Origin of the sequence: Jeotgalibacillus proteolyticus (assembly GCF_002926065.1) — a bacterium.
Lineage (GTDB): Bacteria > Bacillota > Bacilli > Bacillales > Jeotgalibacillaceae > Jeotgalibacillus > Jeotgalibacillus proteolyticus.
Map to the genome: position 1 here is coordinate 534,520 of NZ_PREZ01000003.1, position 18,547 is coordinate 553,066.

18 protein-coding genes are annotated in these 18,547 nt (G+C 42.1%); 5 read left to right on the forward strand and 13 right to left on the reverse strand.

Annotated elements, in window-relative coordinates; translation table 11 throughout:
* Positions 1-55 precede the first annotated feature (55 nt).
* The 3 genes from C4B60_RS09690 to C4B60_RS09700 all read left to right on the forward strand — a co-directional run bounded on the left by C4B60_RS09690 (position 56) and on the right by C4B60_RS09700 (position 1,555).
* Entirely contained in the window at positions 56-340 is a 285-nt protein-coding gene (locus C4B60_RS09690) for a hypothetical protein (protein ID WP_104057788.1), read from the forward strand.
* A 73-nt stretch (positions 341-413) separates the two neighbouring features.
* The gene (locus tag C4B60_RS09695; protein WP_104057789.1) at positions 414-767 is read left to right on the forward strand and encodes a cupin domain-containing protein; all 354 of its coding nucleotides are present in this window, start codon (positions 414-416) and stop codon (positions 765-767) included.
* Between the two features lie 290 nt (positions 768-1,057).
* Complete coding sequence (locus tag C4B60_RS09700; protein WP_104057790.1) at positions 1,058-1,555, forward strand: LURP-one-related/scramblase family protein; 498 nt, start codon at positions 1,058-1,060, stop codon at positions 1,553-1,555.
* A 63-nt stretch (positions 1,556-1,618) separates the two neighbouring features.
* Here C4B60_RS09700 and C4B60_RS09705 read toward each other — a convergent pair whose 3' ends face one another.
* Both C4B60_RS09705 and C4B60_RS21420 read right to left on the reverse strand, forming a co-directional pair.
* Complete coding sequence (locus C4B60_RS09705) at positions 1,619-3,661, reverse strand: S9 family peptidase (RefSeq protein ID WP_104057791.1); 2,043 nt, start codon at positions 3,659-3,661, stop codon at positions 1,619-1,621.
* Positions 3,662-3,715: 54 nt separating this feature from the next.
* On the reverse strand, positions 3,716-3,862 hold the full coding sequence (locus tag C4B60_RS21420; RefSeq protein ID WP_167578623.1) for a hypothetical protein: 147 nt from the start codon (positions 3,860-3,862) through the stop codon (positions 3,716-3,718).
* Positions 3,863-4,113: 251 nt separating this feature from the next.
* Here C4B60_RS21420 and C4B60_RS09715 point away from each other — a divergent pair, with 251 nt between their 5' ends.
* Positions 4,114-5,007: a cation diffusion facilitator family transporter gene (locus C4B60_RS09715; protein ID WP_104057793.1), complete on the forward strand. Its 894-nt coding sequence runs from the start codon at positions 4,114-4,116 to the stop codon at positions 5,005-5,007.
* Positions 5,008-5,051: 44 nt separating this feature from the next.
* Here C4B60_RS09715 and C4B60_RS09720 read toward each other — a convergent pair whose 3' ends face one another.
* From C4B60_RS09720 to C4B60_RS09760, 10 genes are all read right to left on the reverse strand, one after another.
* Positions 5,052-5,888, reverse strand: a complete 837-nt coding sequence (locus tag C4B60_RS09720) for a YitT family protein (protein ID WP_245153924.1) — start codon at positions 5,886-5,888, stop codon at positions 5,052-5,054.
* 56 nt (positions 5,889-5,944) lie between these two features.
* A complete protein-coding gene (locus C4B60_RS09725) occupies positions 5,945-6,553 on the reverse strand; it encodes a TetR/AcrR family transcriptional regulator (RefSeq protein ID WP_104057795.1) in 609 nt (202 codons plus the stop codon).
* A 247-nt stretch (positions 6,554-6,800) separates the two neighbouring features.
* A complete protein-coding gene (locus C4B60_RS21425; protein ID WP_167578624.1) occupies positions 6,801-6,944 on the reverse strand; it encodes a hypothetical protein in 144 nt (47 codons plus the stop codon).
* Between the two features lie 94 nt (positions 6,945-7,038).
* Entirely contained in the window at positions 7,039-8,841 is a 1,803-nt protein-coding gene (locus C4B60_RS09730; RefSeq protein WP_104057796.1) for an LTA synthase family protein, read from the reverse strand.
* Entirely contained in the window at positions 8,838-10,424 is a 1,587-nt protein-coding gene (locus C4B60_RS09735) for an aminotransferase class V-fold PLP-dependent enzyme (RefSeq protein WP_104057797.1), read from the reverse strand. The genes C4B60_RS09730 and C4B60_RS09735 overlap by 4 nt, the downstream gene beginning before the upstream one ends.
* Complete coding sequence (locus C4B60_RS09740) at positions 10,408-10,980, reverse strand: glycerol-3-phosphate acyltransferase (protein ID WP_104057798.1); 573 nt, start codon at positions 10,978-10,980, stop codon at positions 10,408-10,410. The genes C4B60_RS09735 and C4B60_RS09740 overlap by 17 nt, the downstream gene beginning before the upstream one ends.
* Before the next feature lie 430 nt (positions 10,981-11,410).
* On the reverse strand, positions 11,411-12,508 hold the full coding sequence (locus C4B60_RS09745; protein WP_104057799.1) for an amidohydrolase: 1,098 nt from the start codon (positions 12,506-12,508) through the stop codon (positions 11,411-11,413).
* Positions 12,508-13,908, reverse strand: coding sequence for a YfcC family protein (locus tag C4B60_RS09750; protein WP_104057800.1), 1,401 nt, complete (start codon positions 13,906-13,908; stop codon positions 12,508-12,510). Before C4B60_RS09750 ends, C4B60_RS09745 begins: the two co-directional genes overlap by 1 nt.
* Complete coding sequence (locus C4B60_RS09755; protein ID WP_104057801.1) at positions 13,905-15,029, reverse strand: mandelate racemase/muconate lactonizing enzyme family protein; 1,125 nt, start codon at positions 15,027-15,029, stop codon at positions 13,905-13,907. The genes C4B60_RS09750 and C4B60_RS09755 overlap by 4 nt, the downstream gene beginning before the upstream one ends.
* A 65-nt stretch (positions 15,030-15,094) precedes the next feature.
* Positions 15,095-16,357 (reverse strand): hypothetical protein, encoded by a 1,263-nt coding sequence (locus C4B60_RS09760; RefSeq protein WP_104057802.1) that lies wholly within the window; start codon positions 16,355-16,357, stop codon positions 15,095-15,097.
* Between the two features lie 674 nt (positions 16,358-17,031).
* On the opposite strand from C4B60_RS09760, the gene C4B60_RS09765 reads away from it, so the two are divergent.
* Entirely contained in the window at positions 17,032-17,901 is an 870-nt protein-coding gene (locus C4B60_RS09765; RefSeq protein WP_104057803.1) for an alpha/beta fold hydrolase, read from the forward strand.
* A gap of 5 nt (positions 17,902-17,906) precedes the next feature.
* Here the strand turns inward: C4B60_RS09765 and C4B60_RS09770 are convergent, their stop codons facing one another.
* A complete protein-coding gene (locus C4B60_RS09770) occupies positions 17,907-18,461 on the reverse strand; it encodes a cupin domain-containing protein (protein ID WP_245153925.1) in 555 nt (184 codons plus the stop codon).
* Positions 18,462-18,547 lie beyond the last annotated feature (86 nt).

Consider the following 18,547-nt stretch of genomic DNA (forward strand, 5'->3'; position numbering starts at 1 on the left):
AAAGTAATAACGGATAAATCATGTCGAGGCCGGCAATTTAAAAGGGGTGGATAGGATGAGTACTGAAAGAAAAAAGAAAGGTCTTTTACTTCCAATGATACTGGCAGTGCTGAATATCGTTTTTAGTATTTTTCTCATTTCAGCTTATGCTAACGGGGCAGTGCTGGATGGGTTGCTGTTAAGTCTGCTCATTCCGGTGTTAGGGATTATTTCCTTTCTAGTCATTAATCAACGAGAAGGCAAGAATAATAGTTCATTAGGGCGCATCTTACAGGGGCTAAATGTTTTCTTTGTTCTTCTCCCTATCATTTTAAGAGTAGTTGGACGGTTTTTTAGTTAATGAAATCTAACATACTCACAACCTTTAATATGAGGTAAAATAATCCATATCTACTTTAGAATGGAGCGGTGTGATGCAGTTTTTTCGATTTGATTCAGAAAGCGGCAAGCAGGTAACACATTTTGGCTCAGATTTTGTTATGTCCCGTATTCTAAAAACGGAGAGCGCTGTACAAATAAGCTGTATGCACTTAGATGCCGGCGGTGTTATCGGGTATCATCAGGCAGCTGTCCCTCAACTGATGCTTGTCGTCTCAGGTAATGGCAAGGTGAAGGGAAAAGAAGACCAATACATAAACGCCGAAGCAGGCGATGCAGTATTCTGGGAAAAGGATGAATGGCACGAAACCATAACGGACGATGGCTTAACTGCCATTGTGATCGAAGGTCCGGAGCTATCCCCTTCAATAATAATTGAAAGACCCTGAGACAATACGATAAATTTAGAAACGTGAGGTGAACGGAGCGGAAGGGGGCGACTCCTGCGGGATGCAGCGGGAGCTTGAGATCCACTTGCTGAAAGCAAGTTAGCTCAAGCCCCGCCCCGCGGAAAGCGTCCCCCTGAAGCGAAGTGAACCGGGTTTAGGAGGCTGAGACACATTTGTCCCAGACCTTTTTAAATTAGGTAATAATTTTTGAAATTTATGTCTCCGCCTGCAACCAACTTCCTTTTCATTCGTAAATAAGAACAAATACTTTTGGTTAGGGAGGCATAATAATGAAGCAGCTTTATATTAAGCAGAAGGTATTTAGTCTTAACGGAAGGTTTACTGTAAAGGATCAGGATGAGCAGGATGCTTATTATGTAGAGGGAAGTTTCATGCGAATTCCAAAGACCTTCTCCATCATGAATACACAGAGAAAAGAAGTAGCACTGATTACGAAAAAAACATTCAGCTTTTTACCTAAGTTTTTTGTAGAGGTAGAAGGCAAAGAGGTATTAACGATACAAAAAGAGTTTTCTTTTTTTAAAGCTAACTATTCCATTGATGCTGCAGGCGTTACTGTAAGCGGCAACTGGTGGGACATGGACTTTCAAGTTTTACAGCACGGGGAAATCATCGGGCAGGTGAATAAAGCATGGTTTACCTGGGGTGACAGCTATAAGGTACAAGTAATGGATGAAGAGATGGAGACCCTTATGATCTCACTCGTTGTGGCGATCGATTGCGTGAAGGCTGACCAGGCAGCTGCTGCTTCCTCATCTACACCGTAAAAATTAAAAATAGTCAAAACCCAGTCATCTTCCGAAGATAACTGGGTTTTAAATTTGATAATCTTACTCCACACCAAGCTTATCCAATATAAACGCATAAACCTCCGAGGCTTCTTTTAAATGGTCAAAACGCCCTGATGCACCGAAGTGTCCTGCGCCCATATTGGTTTTCAGTACGAGTGTGTTGTCGTCTGTTTTCATTGTGCACAGACGGGCTGCCCATTTAGCAGGCTCCCAGTAGGCAACCCTTGGATCATTTAATCCAGTCGTAATGTACATATGCGGATAGTCTTTTTCTTCCACATTGTCATATGGGCTGTAGGACTTCATATACGTATAATCCCCTTCATTTTGAGGATTGCCCCACTCATCCCACTCTAAGGTGGTTAATGGAATCGTGTCATCAAGCATCGTGGTCAGCACATCGACAAACGGTACTTCAGGGACGATGACTTTAAATAAGTCGCTCGCCATATTCGATACAGCACCAACGAGCAAACCGCCTGCACTGCCGCCCCGAGCCGCGATTTTTTCAGATGAAGTATACCCTTCTTCAATTAAGAACTTCGCTGCATCAATAAAGTCAGTGAAGGTATTGAGCTTATGGCGCATTTTTCCGTTTTCATACCAATGTCTGCCCATTTCTCCCCCGCCCCGCACCTGTGCTGTGACAAATACAATACCTTTGTCTAAAAGCGGAAGTCGATATGCATTGAAATAAGGATTGCTGTCAGCTCCGTAAGACCCGTAGCCGGTCAGAATCAATGGTGCCGGACCGTTATCAAGAGCTCCTTTTTTGTAGGTGACCATAAGCGGTACTTTTACTCCATCACGCGCAGTCGCCCACAGCTGGTGCTGATTATAGCTTTCAGGGTTATATTCGCCATTGACTGTGGCTGTATGAATGACCTGCTTGTCACCTGTTGTAAGTTCAAGACTGTACGTCGTGTCCTGGGTTAATAGGGATTCGTACTCAATTAAAAGTTCCTCAGCTTCATAGCTTTGCCCGCCAACAATCGACAGTGTATATAGCGGCTCAGGCCAGTCGAGCTGCTGCAGTTCTTCATTTTCAAGCATCCAAATCTGAGTGAGTCCATTTTCACGCCCAAACAGGAAAAGTTTATCTTTCGTTGGATAAATAGCCTGAAGATAACGGTTTTCATCGTATGGGATGACTTCTTCCCGCTCTGAAAAATCTGATACAGAGCAGCGCAAAAGCTTAAAGTTCAGTGCATCCTCATTGGTCAGAATCAGCAGATGATCCCCCCAATGTTCAACCTCATATTTAATTCCTCTTCGTCGCTCGTCAACCAGCTCGACAGGCGCAAGCGGCTCATCAGCATTGATCAGGCGGACTTCTTCTGTCATCGTTGAGCTTGACTGCACAGTGATATAATTTCCGCTTTGTGTTTTAGAGATAAACAAGGCAAACGTAACTTCCTTCTCTTCAAATAAAAGCTCGTCAGACTCTGCACCGCCGATCTCATGTCGCCATAAACGGTAAGGACGCTGCATGTCATCAACGGTTACATAGAACATATACCTCCCGCATCTGCTCCACTCGATGCTGCCGTAGATATATACATTTTCTATCTTGTCATTAAGCAAGTCTCCTGTTGTCAAATCCTTAATATACAAGGTATAACGGTCTGATCCGTCGCGATTTTCAAGATAGGCAAGCTTCGTCTGCTTTTCATTTAACCGCTGCTGGGTAACACTTAAATAGTCGTCGCTTCCCGCAAGCACATTTAAATCAAGAAGCACTTCCTCTTCTGCTTCAGTCAGCTGCTCACGGCCTGCTGCTTTTTTGCGTGCATAGATGGCGTACTGCTTGTCCTTTTGCTGCCGTGAATAATAAAAGTACGGACCGTTTTGAACCGGCACCTTTTCTTCAGCCTCAGGCACACGGGCTACCATGCTTTCAAAAATCTCATTAGTTTTTTGCTCAAGCGGGCGCATTATTTCATTCGTATACTTGTTTTCTTCTTCAAGGTAAGACACGACTTCTGGATCTGTTCTTTCCTTCATCCAGTAATAATCATCTTCTCTGACATCGTTATGTATGGTGTGCTTAAACGGAATTCGCTTTGCGATAGGTGCTTTCATCAACATTTCTCCTCACTTTAACCATTTTTAATTAACCGGCAAAATCTTTTTGACTTACTTTCCTATTATCTCAGCTGCCTTTGCAATGAAATAAAGCGGAATCCCCACAATGAGCGTACCCGCTACAAAATAACTGAGGCCTGTGAGAATCTGCTTGAAAAAATCATAGATGGCACCTGCCAGATCATCTACCCATTTCATTTGAAAATCCCCTTTTGATTTTGTCATCGAATAAGAATAGTTCGCTTTTCCTAATGATACCAAAATAACCACTTTACAGCACATCTGTTTTTTTGCACCTACGCAACATTGTTCCTATCATATAGGTTGTTTTCTATATCGAAACAAAGTATGCAGCTTACAAAAAGGTTTCTATAGACCCACACGGGGTTCACTTGGTAGGATAAGTAGCACTCTTTTTTAGGGCAAATTATTTTACTGGTGGTGTACGCATGGATACTCGTTTTAAACAGGCCAGATTCGCAACCTGGATGGGCATCATTTTAAATATACTTTTAACCATACTTAAAGGGGTTGTCGGGTGGATATCCGGGAGCCGGGCGCTGATCGCAGATGCAGCACACTCAGCTTCTGATGTGGCAGGATCCTTTGCCGTCCTGATGGGGCTTCGAACGGCACAAAAACCGCCGGATGAAGAGCATCCATATGGACACGGAAAAGCAGAAAATATCGCAAGCTTTATTGTGGCCATCCTGTTAATTGTTGTTGGAATTGAAATTGCCATTTCTTCTTCCCAAGTGTTTTTCGGCGAGACGCCATCATCTCCTGCCACTATCGCTTTAGTTGCGATCGGAATATCACTTGTTGCAAAAGAATTAATGTTCCAATATAAATTCCGGCTGGCAAAAAAAATTGATTCATCCGCTCTGTTAGCTGAGGCCTGGCACCATCGTTCAGACGCCCTGTCTTCCGTCGCTGCTTTTATCGGTGTAGGAGGAGCGATTATCGGTGATAAGTTTGATTTTCCGATCCTTGTCTACTTAGATCCGGTCGCCGGGATCGCCGTTTCCTTGCTGGTTATTAAAGTAGGTTACTCCCTCGCGAAGGAATCAAGCTTAATTATGATGGAGCAGGTGCTTCAATCTGAAAAAACAAGCCCCTATTTTAAAACGGCTGAAGCACTGCCTGGTGTCGAAAGAGTGGACGAGCTTCTCGCTCGGACGCATGGTCATTACGTAGTTATCGATATAAAAATAGGCGTTGATCCTCAAATAACTGTAGAGGAAGGCCACTTGATTTCAAAAGAGGTCAAGAAAACCCTTCTTGAGAAGCATCAGGAGATTAAAAAAGTGTTTGTTCATGTTAATCCATATAATCCTGAATAAGTACTAAAAAGTGCAGCCGGAAATTTTCCCGGCTGCACCTTTTTTTAATGGATATCCCGTTTCTTGAAATTTCCGCCTCGAACCTCAGACACATCTGTTATTACGACAAATGCCCCTTCATCAAATTCTTTTATAATAGATAGAAGCTTCGTTTCTTCCATACGGTTAATGACACAGTTTAGAATATCTGTCGATTCGTTGGAGAAGCCTCCACGCCCCTTGGTGTAGGTGACTCCCCGTCCAAGACGGTCCTGAATGGCTGATCCGATTTTTGGCGACTGGGCGCTGACCACACGCACTGATTTTGATTTCTCCAGCCCTACCTGGATAATGTCGATCATGTTTTTTGCAATATAGTACGTGATCGCTGAATACAAGGCATTTTCAAGTCCATAAATAAACCCTGCACCTATAAAAATAAACGCATTTAAAAACAGAATGACATCCCCGACTGAAAACGGTATTTTACGTGAAAGCAGAACGGCTAGAATTTCCGCTCCATCAAGCGCTCCACCGTTACGTAAAACAATTCCAATTCCGACACCGAGGAATATTCCGCCCGCCAAAACGATGAGCAGCGGATCCTCAGGTCCCAGGATGGCATGGAAGCGGTGCATAAAAAACGTCGATCCAGACAAAGCAACAATTCCTATACTGCTAAGAATTGCGAAGGTTTTCCCTACCTGTTTGTAGCCTAAATAAATAAAAGGAAGATTCAAGGTAAATAACAGAACACCCAAAGGCAATCCGAAGACCTCTGCCCCCATGATGCTCACCCCGGTTACCCCGCCATCTACCACATCATTTGGAATAAGGATCGTTTCCAGACCATAGGCAGCGATTACAGCCCCAATAATGATCATAATTATGTTCCTGGCCATTGCTCCCAGTCTACTCTTTTTCATAAATGTTCCCACTTTCATGTAGTCCTTTTTCGTTACGATCTTGCCAGTCCGTTTTTCAACAGCTCCAGCTCTTTTCTAAAGATCAAAAGGGCTTCTGCATTCGAGAGATTCTTCGCAAATTTCTCCACAAAATTACGAAATGTAACGGCTTTTAAAATTTGAACGATATACTCAAAATCCTTTTCACTCTTGATATTTAACAATTCTAAATTAATGTACTGGCTGATCGTTTTCATATTTTCACTTTTCCTGCTATGTCCCTGAAAGATGCCGGAAAATTTGTTTTCTACTTTATAAGAAAGGTTTAAAAAAGCATTTTTCATTAATTGAAAGTGGTCGTCGTCTTCTATCGTGTATTGAAATACGTCGATGATCGCTTCAAACAAGTCTCCTTCATGCTTTTTCAATGAGTAAATGAACTGTTCATTTAACTCTAAAATATAGGTGCTTAGTAAATAGTAATACGCATCCTCTTTATCATCAAAATATTGATAAAAACTTCCTCTTGGCACTTTCGCCTCTTTTACGATATTTGAAATCGAGGCCAGCTGCAGCGGCACCCGTGAGAATTCATTTTGAATGGCTGTCATTAGCTTGTGCTGCTTTTCTTGTGAAAGATTATGAAAAGTGATTTTCGGCATGATGTATCTCCTCGCTAGCTTAATATAACCCTTGTTTTTTCTCCTTTTGAAGAAACTCGATAAATAGATCCATTGCCTTTTCCGTATTTTTTTGATTTTCGAGCTGTAATCGTCTTTTATATCAGGCGCCGGTATTTAGCTCTTTTCAATCCTGCTGACCATATAATCAATGCTTTTTTGGTTCATTTCCTGGCACTTATGCTCATTCAGCTTTATCACCTTATCCTGAATATAGCGAGGGTAATTCTTAAGCTTTTATCCATCGTTCTTCCTCCTGTTTTTTATGTTCGTTTAACTCCATCAGGGCAAATTTGTAAGCCACCATAAAACGGACCAGCTCCATTTTCAATTCCTGTAAAGTATGGAGTTCGCTCACTTTGTTTCCTTCCATTAGAAGCCCTCTTTTTTTTACATATGACACAGTGTCACTTTATGCTTTAACTATAAATGACACTGTGTCACGTGTCAACAAATAATAGACCATCTTACTTTTTCTTAAAGCGAAGCCAGTCTCCTTTGATTACAAGATCGGAGAGGTGCAATTCATCCCTTGCCTGATTTCTTTCCGCTTCACACTCTTCCTCTTCTAACTGATTCCCATGATCTATTTCATAGCACTGACCGTTCGTGTACATTGTAGATTCAGAAATATAATCACCATTGCGAAAGACAACCATTCCCTTACGATTTTCATTTAATAGATTTTCACCAAAGCTCATATACTCCTCCGTTTTTTCACCAAGTAAATGAAGCACGGTCGCTCTTATATCAATTTGACCAGCCACTTTATCAACGGTATTACCTTTAAGGCCGGGAATATGAATGAGGACGGGCACGCGCTTATTTTCCATGCGGGAAAGAGGTGTAGCGGACGGACCTATCAGTTCATTCAATCCATTCTCATATTCTGAGGAAATGCCATAATGATCTCCGTAAAGGACAAATATTGTATTTTCATACATTTCCTCTTCCTTTAACCGTTCAAAAAAGCTTTCCAAAGACTTATCCAGGTAATGAACAGTGGATAAATAACGATTGACGATCGGTTCTGAGGAAGCATTCGTTTGAAAATCCTGGTCTTCATCATCCAGGAGAAAGGGAAAATGATTGGTTAGGGTGATGAACTTCGCTAAATAAGGGATTTCCATCTCCTTAATCATAGAAATCGACTGCTCGAAAAACTGGTGATCCTTTAATCCGTAATTTACTGAGTTTTCTTCTGTTACGTAATAATCCTTTTCTGAATAAAAATGATCGTAGCCTAACGCCTCGTACATTTTGCTGCGATTCCAGAAGGTCTCATCATTGCCGTGAAAAACGTTTGATTGATAGCTTTTAAGAATTTCCGGAAGTCCGTTATAGGTATTTTCAGGTCTTCGCACAAATACCGCTCCTCCATCCAGCGGGTAAAGACCTGTATCGACCATGAACTCTGCATCTGAGCTTTTCCCCTGAGCGGTTTGTTCATACACATTCGAAAAATAAAAGCTTTCCTGTTTAATCCGGTTGAGAAACGGGGTGACTTCCTCCCCCTCAACGTCTAAATCAATTACAAAATTTTGTACTGACTCTAAGGCAATCATGACGACGTTCATTCCTTCTGCTTCGCCAAACCATTCAGTTGCTTCATTGCTTTGTTCTTGAACGTACGTCTCCATTAACTCAACATCATCAGGACCAGCCATCCATTTATAGACAGGTGCGCTGAGGGATTGCCCGATATCAACCGTCTGATAGGTGAACAGACTCATTGTTTGAACCAATTGGGAACGATTATAGTTTTCTTCTACGACATACGGCTTATAAATAAGAGCAGCCGCCATAGTGAGACCGGTAAGCGTCACAGACATTCCTAAATAACGCTTTTTGGAAAACGCGGGAATCATAAACTTTTCCTTTTTTAAAAGGAGCCATCCTGCAATCGCAATATCCACAAAAAAGAGTAAATCCCAAAGAGAAAAAAGCTCCCACGTGCTTCGGCTCAGTCCTCCAACATTCCCTATTTGAAGCAGAATCGTTAGGGTCATAAAGTCTTCATAGAAGCGATAGTACAGCAAGTGAGCAAAAATCCAAAAAGAAATAAAAAACATCGTGAAAAGAAACCCGATTTGCTGAAATCGCTTCGGAAGAAATAGGGGAAGACTGAAGGCGATCAACAAAGGTCCCAGAATCGAAAATAATAAAAACAGATGATCAGTTAATCCTGGCGGACGCTGGTTAAATCCGATGTACATGATAAGTACAATTTTCACCCAGTAAAAGCCGATCAATAGAGTAAAGCCCTTCATAAAGAAACCTTCTTCATTTGGGATAACTTTAAACGATCAAGAGCGTTTGCAAGACGTGCAATGTCAACAGGTGTAACATCACCCATTAACGCCACCTGGATCCAGTTCATACGATTTAAGTACCTGCTTTCATAATTAACATAGATGCCCTGCTTTTTTAACCGGTCGCCAAGCCGGATTGAAGAAAGATGGTCCGGAACTGCGATGGTCACGATGCCGTTGGAGTACGTATCGTCTCCTAAAACGGTCCAATCCTGATCAGCTAATGCAGCACGGAGAGAAGCCATTAATTCAATCTTTGATTTTTCTTTTCGTTCTAACACCTTCTTCAACACATAAAGTGAGTTGGATGAATGCGTAAAGGGAGTGGCATAGCTTGCGTATAACCCTAAATCAAGATACCTCGGTATCGATGAATGCGGCTTTGGCTGCTCCTGATAAAAAACAATGGCAAGACCCGGGAAAGCCCCAAGCCCTTTCCCGCTGACGCTTGAAGCCATGTATACATCCTCCAGGTCCACTTCGTCTACTCCTAGCGAGCTGCACGCATCGACAAACAAATAGACGCCAAACTCTTTCGCTGTCCCGGTAATCGCCTTAAGATCAAAAAGATAGCCGGTCGAGGTCTCACAATGAACCGTCCAGATCCAGCGAACGTCAGGTGCATTCTGTAAAAAGCTTTTGATCTCATCGATAGAAATGGGATCATTCCAGGCTTTACGAATTGTATGAAAGGATAGACCAGCTCGTTTTGCATGATTAATAAGCCGTTCACCAAACTCTCCATTAGATAAAATAAGTCCCTTCCCTTTCTTCTGCTTGATCTGCTGGGCTACGATATCGTTTGCAAGCGTTCCGGTGCCGACTACGATGGAGGCACAGGCGGCTTTTGTTTTTTGGCAAAGCTTGGACTGGACATCACTCATATCTTTCTTAAATAACCCTGAGCGATGGGAAATCGGGCTTACAGCAAGCGCTTGAGCAATCTCATCGTCCATAGGTACAGGACCGGATAAAAAAGAAACCGGCTCATAGCGTGCCATAATTCGATGATAAGCCTGGTTCGCCTGCACAAATTTATCCTTAGTGAGCTTCATTGGGTGATAAAGTGCCGACTCTGTTCCAACCGGTTTGGCAAATGACTGAAACCCAAGCTTTTTATATAGGGCCAATTCCCGTTCTGTACCTGAAATTAAGGCAGCATTAAATTTCCTGGCAAGGCAGTAATTTGCCAGCTGATCAATTAATCCAAAAAATATCGTCCGCTTTCTATAGTCTTTTTTCACTGAAAGCAGCCGGATTTCACACGGTGCCTCATCTTTTTGTAAATAATCATCCAGATTAGGAAGCTTGTCATCTAACGAAAAGGGCCGCTTAGCCCGAACAGCAATCATGCCAACGACCTCTTCTTTGTTTTTTGCAATTATATATGTATTTTCGTTATGAAACTTATCCTTTAAACGACGCGTGCGGTTTTGCTCATGCTGCGGAATCTCCTCTACGAATGTTTCATAGTTTAGCAGTTCGATCTGCTCGAATTCTTCATCTGTTGAAGCAACCTTATAATCAATTTTGTGCGTCATAGATGTTCCTCCTTGTTCTTAGGTCCGAGTAAACATGCGCGAAAATAACAAGTGCATATCCAAGTAAAAGAGCAAATGCAATGTCCGTCTGCCCCCTCATATAGGAGCTGACAACAGGTACGGCCATCATGATCAGCATGCTGTTAGAAAATGAAACAGGCAGCCATTTCATAATAAGAGCTGACAGTCCAAAAAGAAGAAGACCTGGCCATTCAAGCACGAGAACACAAGCGAGATACACCACTACCCCTTTTCCGCCTCGTCCCTTTAGCCAAATCGGCCAAATATGCCCTGCAACAGCAGCTGCCACCATCGCAGCTAAAAGGAGAGGAGAAACCTCCATCCATAAAGCGATCGAAAGAGGAATAATCGTTTTTCCCGCATCGATGATGACGGTCCAGATAAAAGCTTTTTTGCCACCCACTCGTCCAGCATTGCGGGCTCCGGCTGTGCCGCTCCCGAGATGTCGAATATCCTCCCGCCGCATAAACCTGGTCACAAGAAAAGCCCCATTTATGCCGGTGCACAAAAAGATCATAATCGGCCAAGCCCACATAGCTGCACCTCTTCCTTTATCCTGTCACTCGTTTTACTACTCCATGCGGTCGTTCCCTGCTGAATAACCATTCACATAATTCACTTACATTTTCTTCATAATCTATCTTTAATTATTTCAAAATTAGAAAAAAAAGACAAGTCGTCATAGAAAAGGCTTTTAGAATGATAGAGAGACTAGTTTTTATGGAGAATCCAATAGGGTTTGGTGCCATATAGATAAATTTCCTAAATAACGAATTCCATACAAAAAAGGGACAGCGTCACTACTCTGTCCCTTTTATTTTTTGCAGGCGTAAATACACTAAACAGAGTGAACGGTATCCTGATAACAAGAAAGCCCCCTCTCTTAATATTCTAAAATCGTGTATAGTAGAAATTATCGTTGCAGGAAGGACGATAGAGCGAAGGGGCGGTTCTGCCACCACCACCTACACCAACCGCCTAACCGTATTCTCCATCACCCTAACCCCTATTCCCAGGCACTCCAGGTTAAAGCGCATATGAGGATGATGAAGTCCTGGTGTCAGGTCTGCTCCTAGTGCAAGCATGGATGCTTTGAGGTGTGGGCGTTTAATTGTGTAAAAGTGAAAGTCATCGCTCCCAGGTGTGACGATAGGCGCTTCGCATTGGTCAGGGCCAAGTTCGTCGATAATTGCTGATCTGAGGACATCTTCTGCTTCTGCTGAGACCTCTGCTCCCGGTGTATAGTCGATCCATTCGCCTTGGATCTCTACATCGTACATTGTTTTTGCTGCTTCTATTGTTTTAATTGTTTCTTTCTTTAAATGTTCAAGGCCACTGTTGGTTTGTGAACGCAAGTCCAGGCTGAATGTTGCAGTTCCCGGAATGATATTTCGACTGCTTCCACCCGCAAGGAATTTTGTCATTTTAACTGAATAAGGTGTTATTGGTGACATTCTGATCTGATTCAGGCGCTGTTGGATAGCATAGCCAACATCAATTGCGTTAACTCCCTGGTGAGGACGTGCTCCATGGGCATCTGCACTTATAATTTTCCCTTCATAAAAGATTGCTGCGCCGTGCTGGATAGCAGGGGCGGCTTTTCCAAACCTGATTTCATCCTTCGGACGCAGATGAACACCAAATAGAATTTCCATGTCATCAATTGCTCCTGAATTTACCACATTCAGTGATCCGTTCCCTTGTTCTTCGGCAGGCTGGAACAGACAGCGAAAAGTTCCTTTTAGCTGTGATTCCTGTTCTTTTAGAGCAAGGAGTGTACCGATTCCAATTGTCATATGTGCATCATGACCACAGGAATGATTGGCTTTCATTTCTCCATCTACTTCCTGCCAGAGTGCATCTATATCTGCCCGCATTCCAATTACTCGACTACCGCTCCCTACCTCTGCAATAAGTCCGGTGTGAGTGTCGAATTTCTTAACATGTACACCATGCTCAGTTAAAAGTGAGGCAATATAGTTAGTGGTCTTTTCCTCTTTAAAGCTTACTTCTGCTAATTCATGTAAATCATTGAATATTTTTTCGAGATTATTTTGTTTCATTATGACACTCCAATCAGTACAGCAACAACCAGTGCCACTATTGCCATACAGAACCAGCCGAGTACTAATTTCCAGATGAATTTTACCCACCGCTCATATGGAATACCGGCAACGGCAAGGTATCCCATTAAGGATGCAGATGTTGGAATAATGGAATTCGAAATTCCGTCTCCATACTGGTAAGCAAGAACTGCGATCTGGCGATTAATACCTAATAGGTCAGATAACGGAGTCATGATTGGCATCGTCGTGGCAGCCTGACCGCTTCCGGATGGGATAAATAGATTTGTAATGGTTTGAACAGCCAGCATGCCGACCACATTGACTGTTTGAGGCAGTTGACTGATTACAGTTGCGAGTGAATTTACTAGTGTATCAATAATGACACCGTTTTCCATCACAACAAGAATCGCACGGGCAAAACCAACGATTAGTGCACCGAATGCCACCAGTTTCATTCCATCGACAAAAGCATCAAATACCTGATTGATACTAAGTCCACCTACTACTCCTGAAATTAAGCCAATGATAATAAACGATGCGGCAAGCTCAGTCAGGTACCATCCCCACTGGAATACTCCATAGACGTTAAATATCAAACCACCAAAAATAATGAGAAACACTAAAAGGTGACGTGTAGAAAATTCAGGCAGCCCTGATTCTTTAATTTTTTCCTCTGCCTCTTTCTTCGCCTTGATTTCAATATCCGCAATCACACTTAGTGAAGGCTCTTTTTTTACTTTTCTTGCGTAACGCATTACATAAAATATGGCCAGTGAAAGGATGAAAATATATACAACAAATCGGTAACCAAAGCCTGAGAAGATTGGAACTTCGGCAATTCCCTGTGCGATTCCAACAGTAAATGGATTCAGCATCCCGCCTATAAAACCGCTTGCTGCCCCAAGACTGACCATCGCGGTTCCTGTGATGGCGTCATACCCTATGGCACGGGCAATCGCAATTCCAATTGGGACAAAAATGATGCTTTCCTCTGACATCCCCATCGTTGCACCAAGTATTGAAAATATAAACATCGTAATTGGGATTAATAGAAACTCTTTTTTCCCAAGTTTTACAACTGTTTTATGTATTCCTGCTTCAATCGCATTCGTTGCCCGAATCACGCCGAATGCTCCGCCAACTAAAAAGATATAGAAAATGATGGATGAACCTGCAGCCATTCCTTCGGGGATGGCCATAAAGACTTCAAAAAAGCCGATTGGATTTGGTTCGACTTCCTGATAGCTGCCACCAACCACAACGGTTCGTCCATCGACTTCCTCTCTATCAAACTGGCCGGCAGGTACAATGTAAGTAGCAATTGCAGCAAGAATAACGATTGAAAAAATAATGGCATATGTATGTGGAATCGGAAACTTCTTTTTCTTCTCACTCATTTCGTCAGATCTCCCTTTATCTCATCGTATTTAACACTTAATTCATCAAGTGCTACACGGTCAATGTTAATCCCCAGACCTGGCTGATCATTTAATACAGCTTCGGGAATCTGATAGTTGAGGTTTCCAATATCACAGGAAAATAAAAGTGGGCCTGTCAGCTCAGTACTTGTAATATTTTTTCTTGCCATCGCCGCGTGATATCCTGCTGCTGAACCAATTGAAGATTCAACCATTGATCCAATCTGACATGTCAGCCCTGCTGCTTCTGCGGTTTTTGCCATATGAATGGCAGGATAAATACCACCACATTTCATCAGCTTAATGTTAATTTTATCAGCGGCACGCGAAACGATCGCCCGGTTTAGATCAGTCTCACTCACTACACTTTCATCAAGCATCAGCGGAATGGAGGAATGTGACCTCAACTCATTCATTGCCTCGAATTCATGAGGTGCGAGCGGCTGTTCAACCCAATCAAGGTCGAGTGTATCAAATTGTGAGAGTGCTCGCTTTGCCTGATCAGCTGTCTTCCATCCTTGATTCACATCCACACGTATGGGTACACCCTTACCTGCTGCTTTTCGTATCGCATGTAATCGGTCGACATCTGCCTGTACATCCCCGCTCAATTTAATTTTCAGATCCTTATAACCCTCTTCAAGTGCTCTTGTGCACTGAGCTGCCATTTTCTCAGGTGTTCCAATTGAAATAACTTTTGGATAGGTTAACCTCTCATGAGCCCTTCCTCCAATCAGATCATAAATCGGCAGTCCTGATGCTTTTCCCATCAGGTCATAGCAGGCAATATCCACAGCTGCTTTAATAGAAGGATTTTGTATGAGTTTTTCATTCATTTTCTGATGAATGTGTTCAATATTGAAAGGCGATTCACCCAGCACTTCAGGAATCAGTATGTGCTTCAACAATTCATAGGCACCTTCAAACGATTCACCTGTTACATGTTCATCCGGTACTGCTTCCCCAAATCCGCTTAATCCATTGTCTGTTTTTAACTCGAGGATAATTGAAGGCATGTAAGGAAATGTCGCATAGGAAACAACGAACGGTTCCTTTAAAGGCAAATGAATCCCCCATATCGATGCTTCAGTGATTTTCATTTAAAAACATCCTTTTGTCGTTATTTTGTCGTTTATTATTCATTATAATAGTCTGAAAATTTTATCTAGTCAACATAATTTAACAATTTATCCGTGGCGGAATAAACGGCTCTCGGTCTTCCCTGATCATATGGACGCTCGGTACCTGCGTTTTTTATATAATCATATTCCACAAATTTTTTAATTACTCGCTCGGCCGACCTTCTCGATTTTTCTGTATATGCAGCGAAATCATTTGCGGTAAATGCATGTGAATCTCCATCTGTGATAAAAGACAAAAATAAATGTACAGCTTTTGCAGCAAGATCAATCTCTTCAGCAATGTGCATCACCTTTTCGGAATCTGTTTTTACTTTAAGATGCAGCGTCCGTTCAGCCTTCCATTCTGATAAAACATCTTTATCATCCAGCAAGTAAGCAACAGCTGTTTCCCGGTGTTTTTTTTTCGCGTATTGTAATGCATCCTCTGCATGCAGCTCGGCTCTCCGTACTGTCTTACCAAAACCGATTCCCACAACCGGCAGCTCGTCCCGACGCCCCTGCAGCAATGCGTATAATTTGTCCTCGACCGCTCCCCTTGTTGAATAAAGATTCCAGTTATTTTTATTTTGTTTTACTGTTCCGTTCAGTGAACGAATGAAAGAGTTGTAGTCATTTCTATAGGAACCTTCAACCTTTATCACAGCAACCTGGGATTTTTTCTCCTGCTCAATCCGGCCGATCTGAATTGCTCTTTCAATTCCCTCCACAGTGGCTGACTCCGCCTGAATCATATACTGTGCAGGAACCCCAAGTGATACCAGCCGGTCATACACAGCATGAATGCTTGTTAAAGCCATAGCTGTTTCACCGGATTCGTATAAAGACTTATGATAACGTACAAATTCTTCAAGGTTCAGCTCATCACGATTCGGTTGGCCTTTATAAATCCATGCATAATCTTTTATATGGCATACTTCATCATTAGCCCCCAATTGACTCATCACATGATGAACAGTCTGCTGATCAGGCAAATCTAATGATACTTCCTTGATTAATATGCCTTCCTGGTAAAAAAGCTTAAATAATGAAAGTGTCACCATGATTTCAGTGAAAGGTGCATAAGTATATAATAATGCCTGCCTTTTTACTTCAGGGAGGGCATAGAAATAAGGAATCACACCCGAGAATAACCAGACATCCATTCTATCTTCTGCAGATCTTATTAATTCTTCTGCCTCTACAGGAGACTCGTATAAATAAGGATAAAAACTAATTTTTCCATATCGACCTTTTAACCTTTCAATATCTTCTAAAAACTGTCTAGAACCTACTACACCAATTTTCATACAGTTCCCTCCCTTATTTTTAAGGATTTTTCTTGTCCATTTTAATTGTAGTTGAATTTTATAATTCTTGAATTCCTATTTCCTAAAGTAGAAGAAAAGATAAATTCAATTTGGTATTAGGAGGAAAATATATTTTTGTATCACCTGTGAAGGAGCATTAGCGTCCTTTTTTAAATGCTGGCAATGCCCTTTTCTGTCTTACTAATAAATATCCTCATCTAACTATTTTATTTGATTGTAATTTAAAGTACTAGGAAAACCTGTCTAAAGGGATGTCGGATCAGGTATTGAAAATTGAAAGTTCGCTACTGTTATTGATGTAAGATCAGAGCATATTCCAAAAAACCAACGGTCTCAACACCCGGGTTATCGTATGAAGCTTGCAGCTAGTACGAAACTTGCTGAACGTCATTTCTGGAGAGTAAAAGTTAAATAGTCTGCAGGATTAATAAAAGCTAAAAATACCCCTATAGCTAGTAAGGAATAGCCAATTGATTTTACCTTATCCATTATCAAAGATTCCTCCTATTAATGAGTCATTATAACTTTTGGCAAATTCGTACTTTTCCTTTATTCCGCAACCAAATTCGTACTACTTTTCTGTTATACTTTCATGCTACTATTTTGATATTGAAGGAAGGGTCGATTGAATGGATTGAAAGGAGAATGGGTAGATGGAGAGAACAATAAGCTTATACTCTTTTGAAGAGGGTGAAATGGAATATTCCGTTATTGGAAAAGGGGTGCCTGTACTTGTTTTTCATGGTGGCCACTCAAACTGTCATGAAGAGTTTGGGTATGAGGCTTTATTGCAAAATGGATATTCAATTATAACCCCTTCGAGACCAGGATACGGCAAAACCTATAAAAAGCTTGGAACAAGCCTTGCCGAAGCTTGTGGTTACTATGCAAAGCTTTTAGATCACTTGCAGATTGAAAAGGTCCATGTACTGGGCATTTCTGCTGGCGGACCTAGCGGGATCTATTTTTCCGCAGCCTATCCTCAGCGTGTGCACTCCCTTACCTTGCAATCTGCAGTGACAAAAGAATGGCTCACCGTTAAAGATATGGAATACAAGGCTGCAACGATTCTATTTAACCCAAAGACTGAAAGATTAACGTGGAAGTTACTAGCGTCTATGAATAATGCATTTCCACGTTTTCTGTTCAAGCAGATGTTCTCTTCCTTCAGCACGCTTTCCTATGGTGAAGAAAAAGATAAATTTACTACAGAAGATCTTGAATCTTTTCGCAAAATGAATAACCGCCAGCGCTCCGGCCACGGCTTCTTTATCGATTTGAAACAAGTGAATGAACTCTCTGTTGCTGAGCTGCAGACCATTTCCGCTCCAACTTTCATTATGCATAGTAAATATGACAGTTCTGTTCCTCTGGAGCATGCTTCTTATGCCCATCAGCATATCCCAAAAGCAGAACTGTGCCACCTTGAAGCATGGGGGCATTTAATTTGGCTGGGAAATACCAAAATGCAGACTGACGAGCATCTCTTATCGTTTCTTTCAACTCATCAAATCAATAACTGACCGGTTCAGACCCGATACCCTAATCTGCCCGCAAATCTAGCCAGTCCTCCAAGGAAGATCCGCTGAATAAGCTTCGGCGGTCCGGCTAAATAGCCGTCGATGCATTCCCAGGCGATGCCGAGCCATAAAGGATTCTTTAGAATGCCTTTTTCGGACATTTTCCCTTCGCATTCAAGCTTATGCACTAAGACAAACATTTTCCAATGCTGACCAGGGGGGCGGATTTCGTGTGTGACGATCAGCTCCTCCTCCCCTGTTTTGGAAAATTGATGGACCTGCTTTGGATGAACCGTAAGCTCTTCCCCGGCTTGGAGAAGAATATCGTTTCCATCGACCTTAAAACGCATGCTGCCTTTTTCTGCCTTAAAAATTTCTTTAAGCTCAGGGTGCCAGTGAGGGCCATTCAGCGGACCGGGCTTTTTGATTCGGTGCTCTAAAATAATAAACCTACCGCCATCATCCTCACCGCTTTCAATAAAACGAACAGTCCGTCCGTCAGGGTGTGTTAACACGCTACCAGGTGCAAATTCCTCATGAAGTGATTTCACTTGTTTCGCCACATCAAGAACCACCTTCCGTTTTCTTATTACCTTAATCGTACCATGAAAGCAATCTTTAAGGCAGGAGATTCCAAGGTTAAACGGAG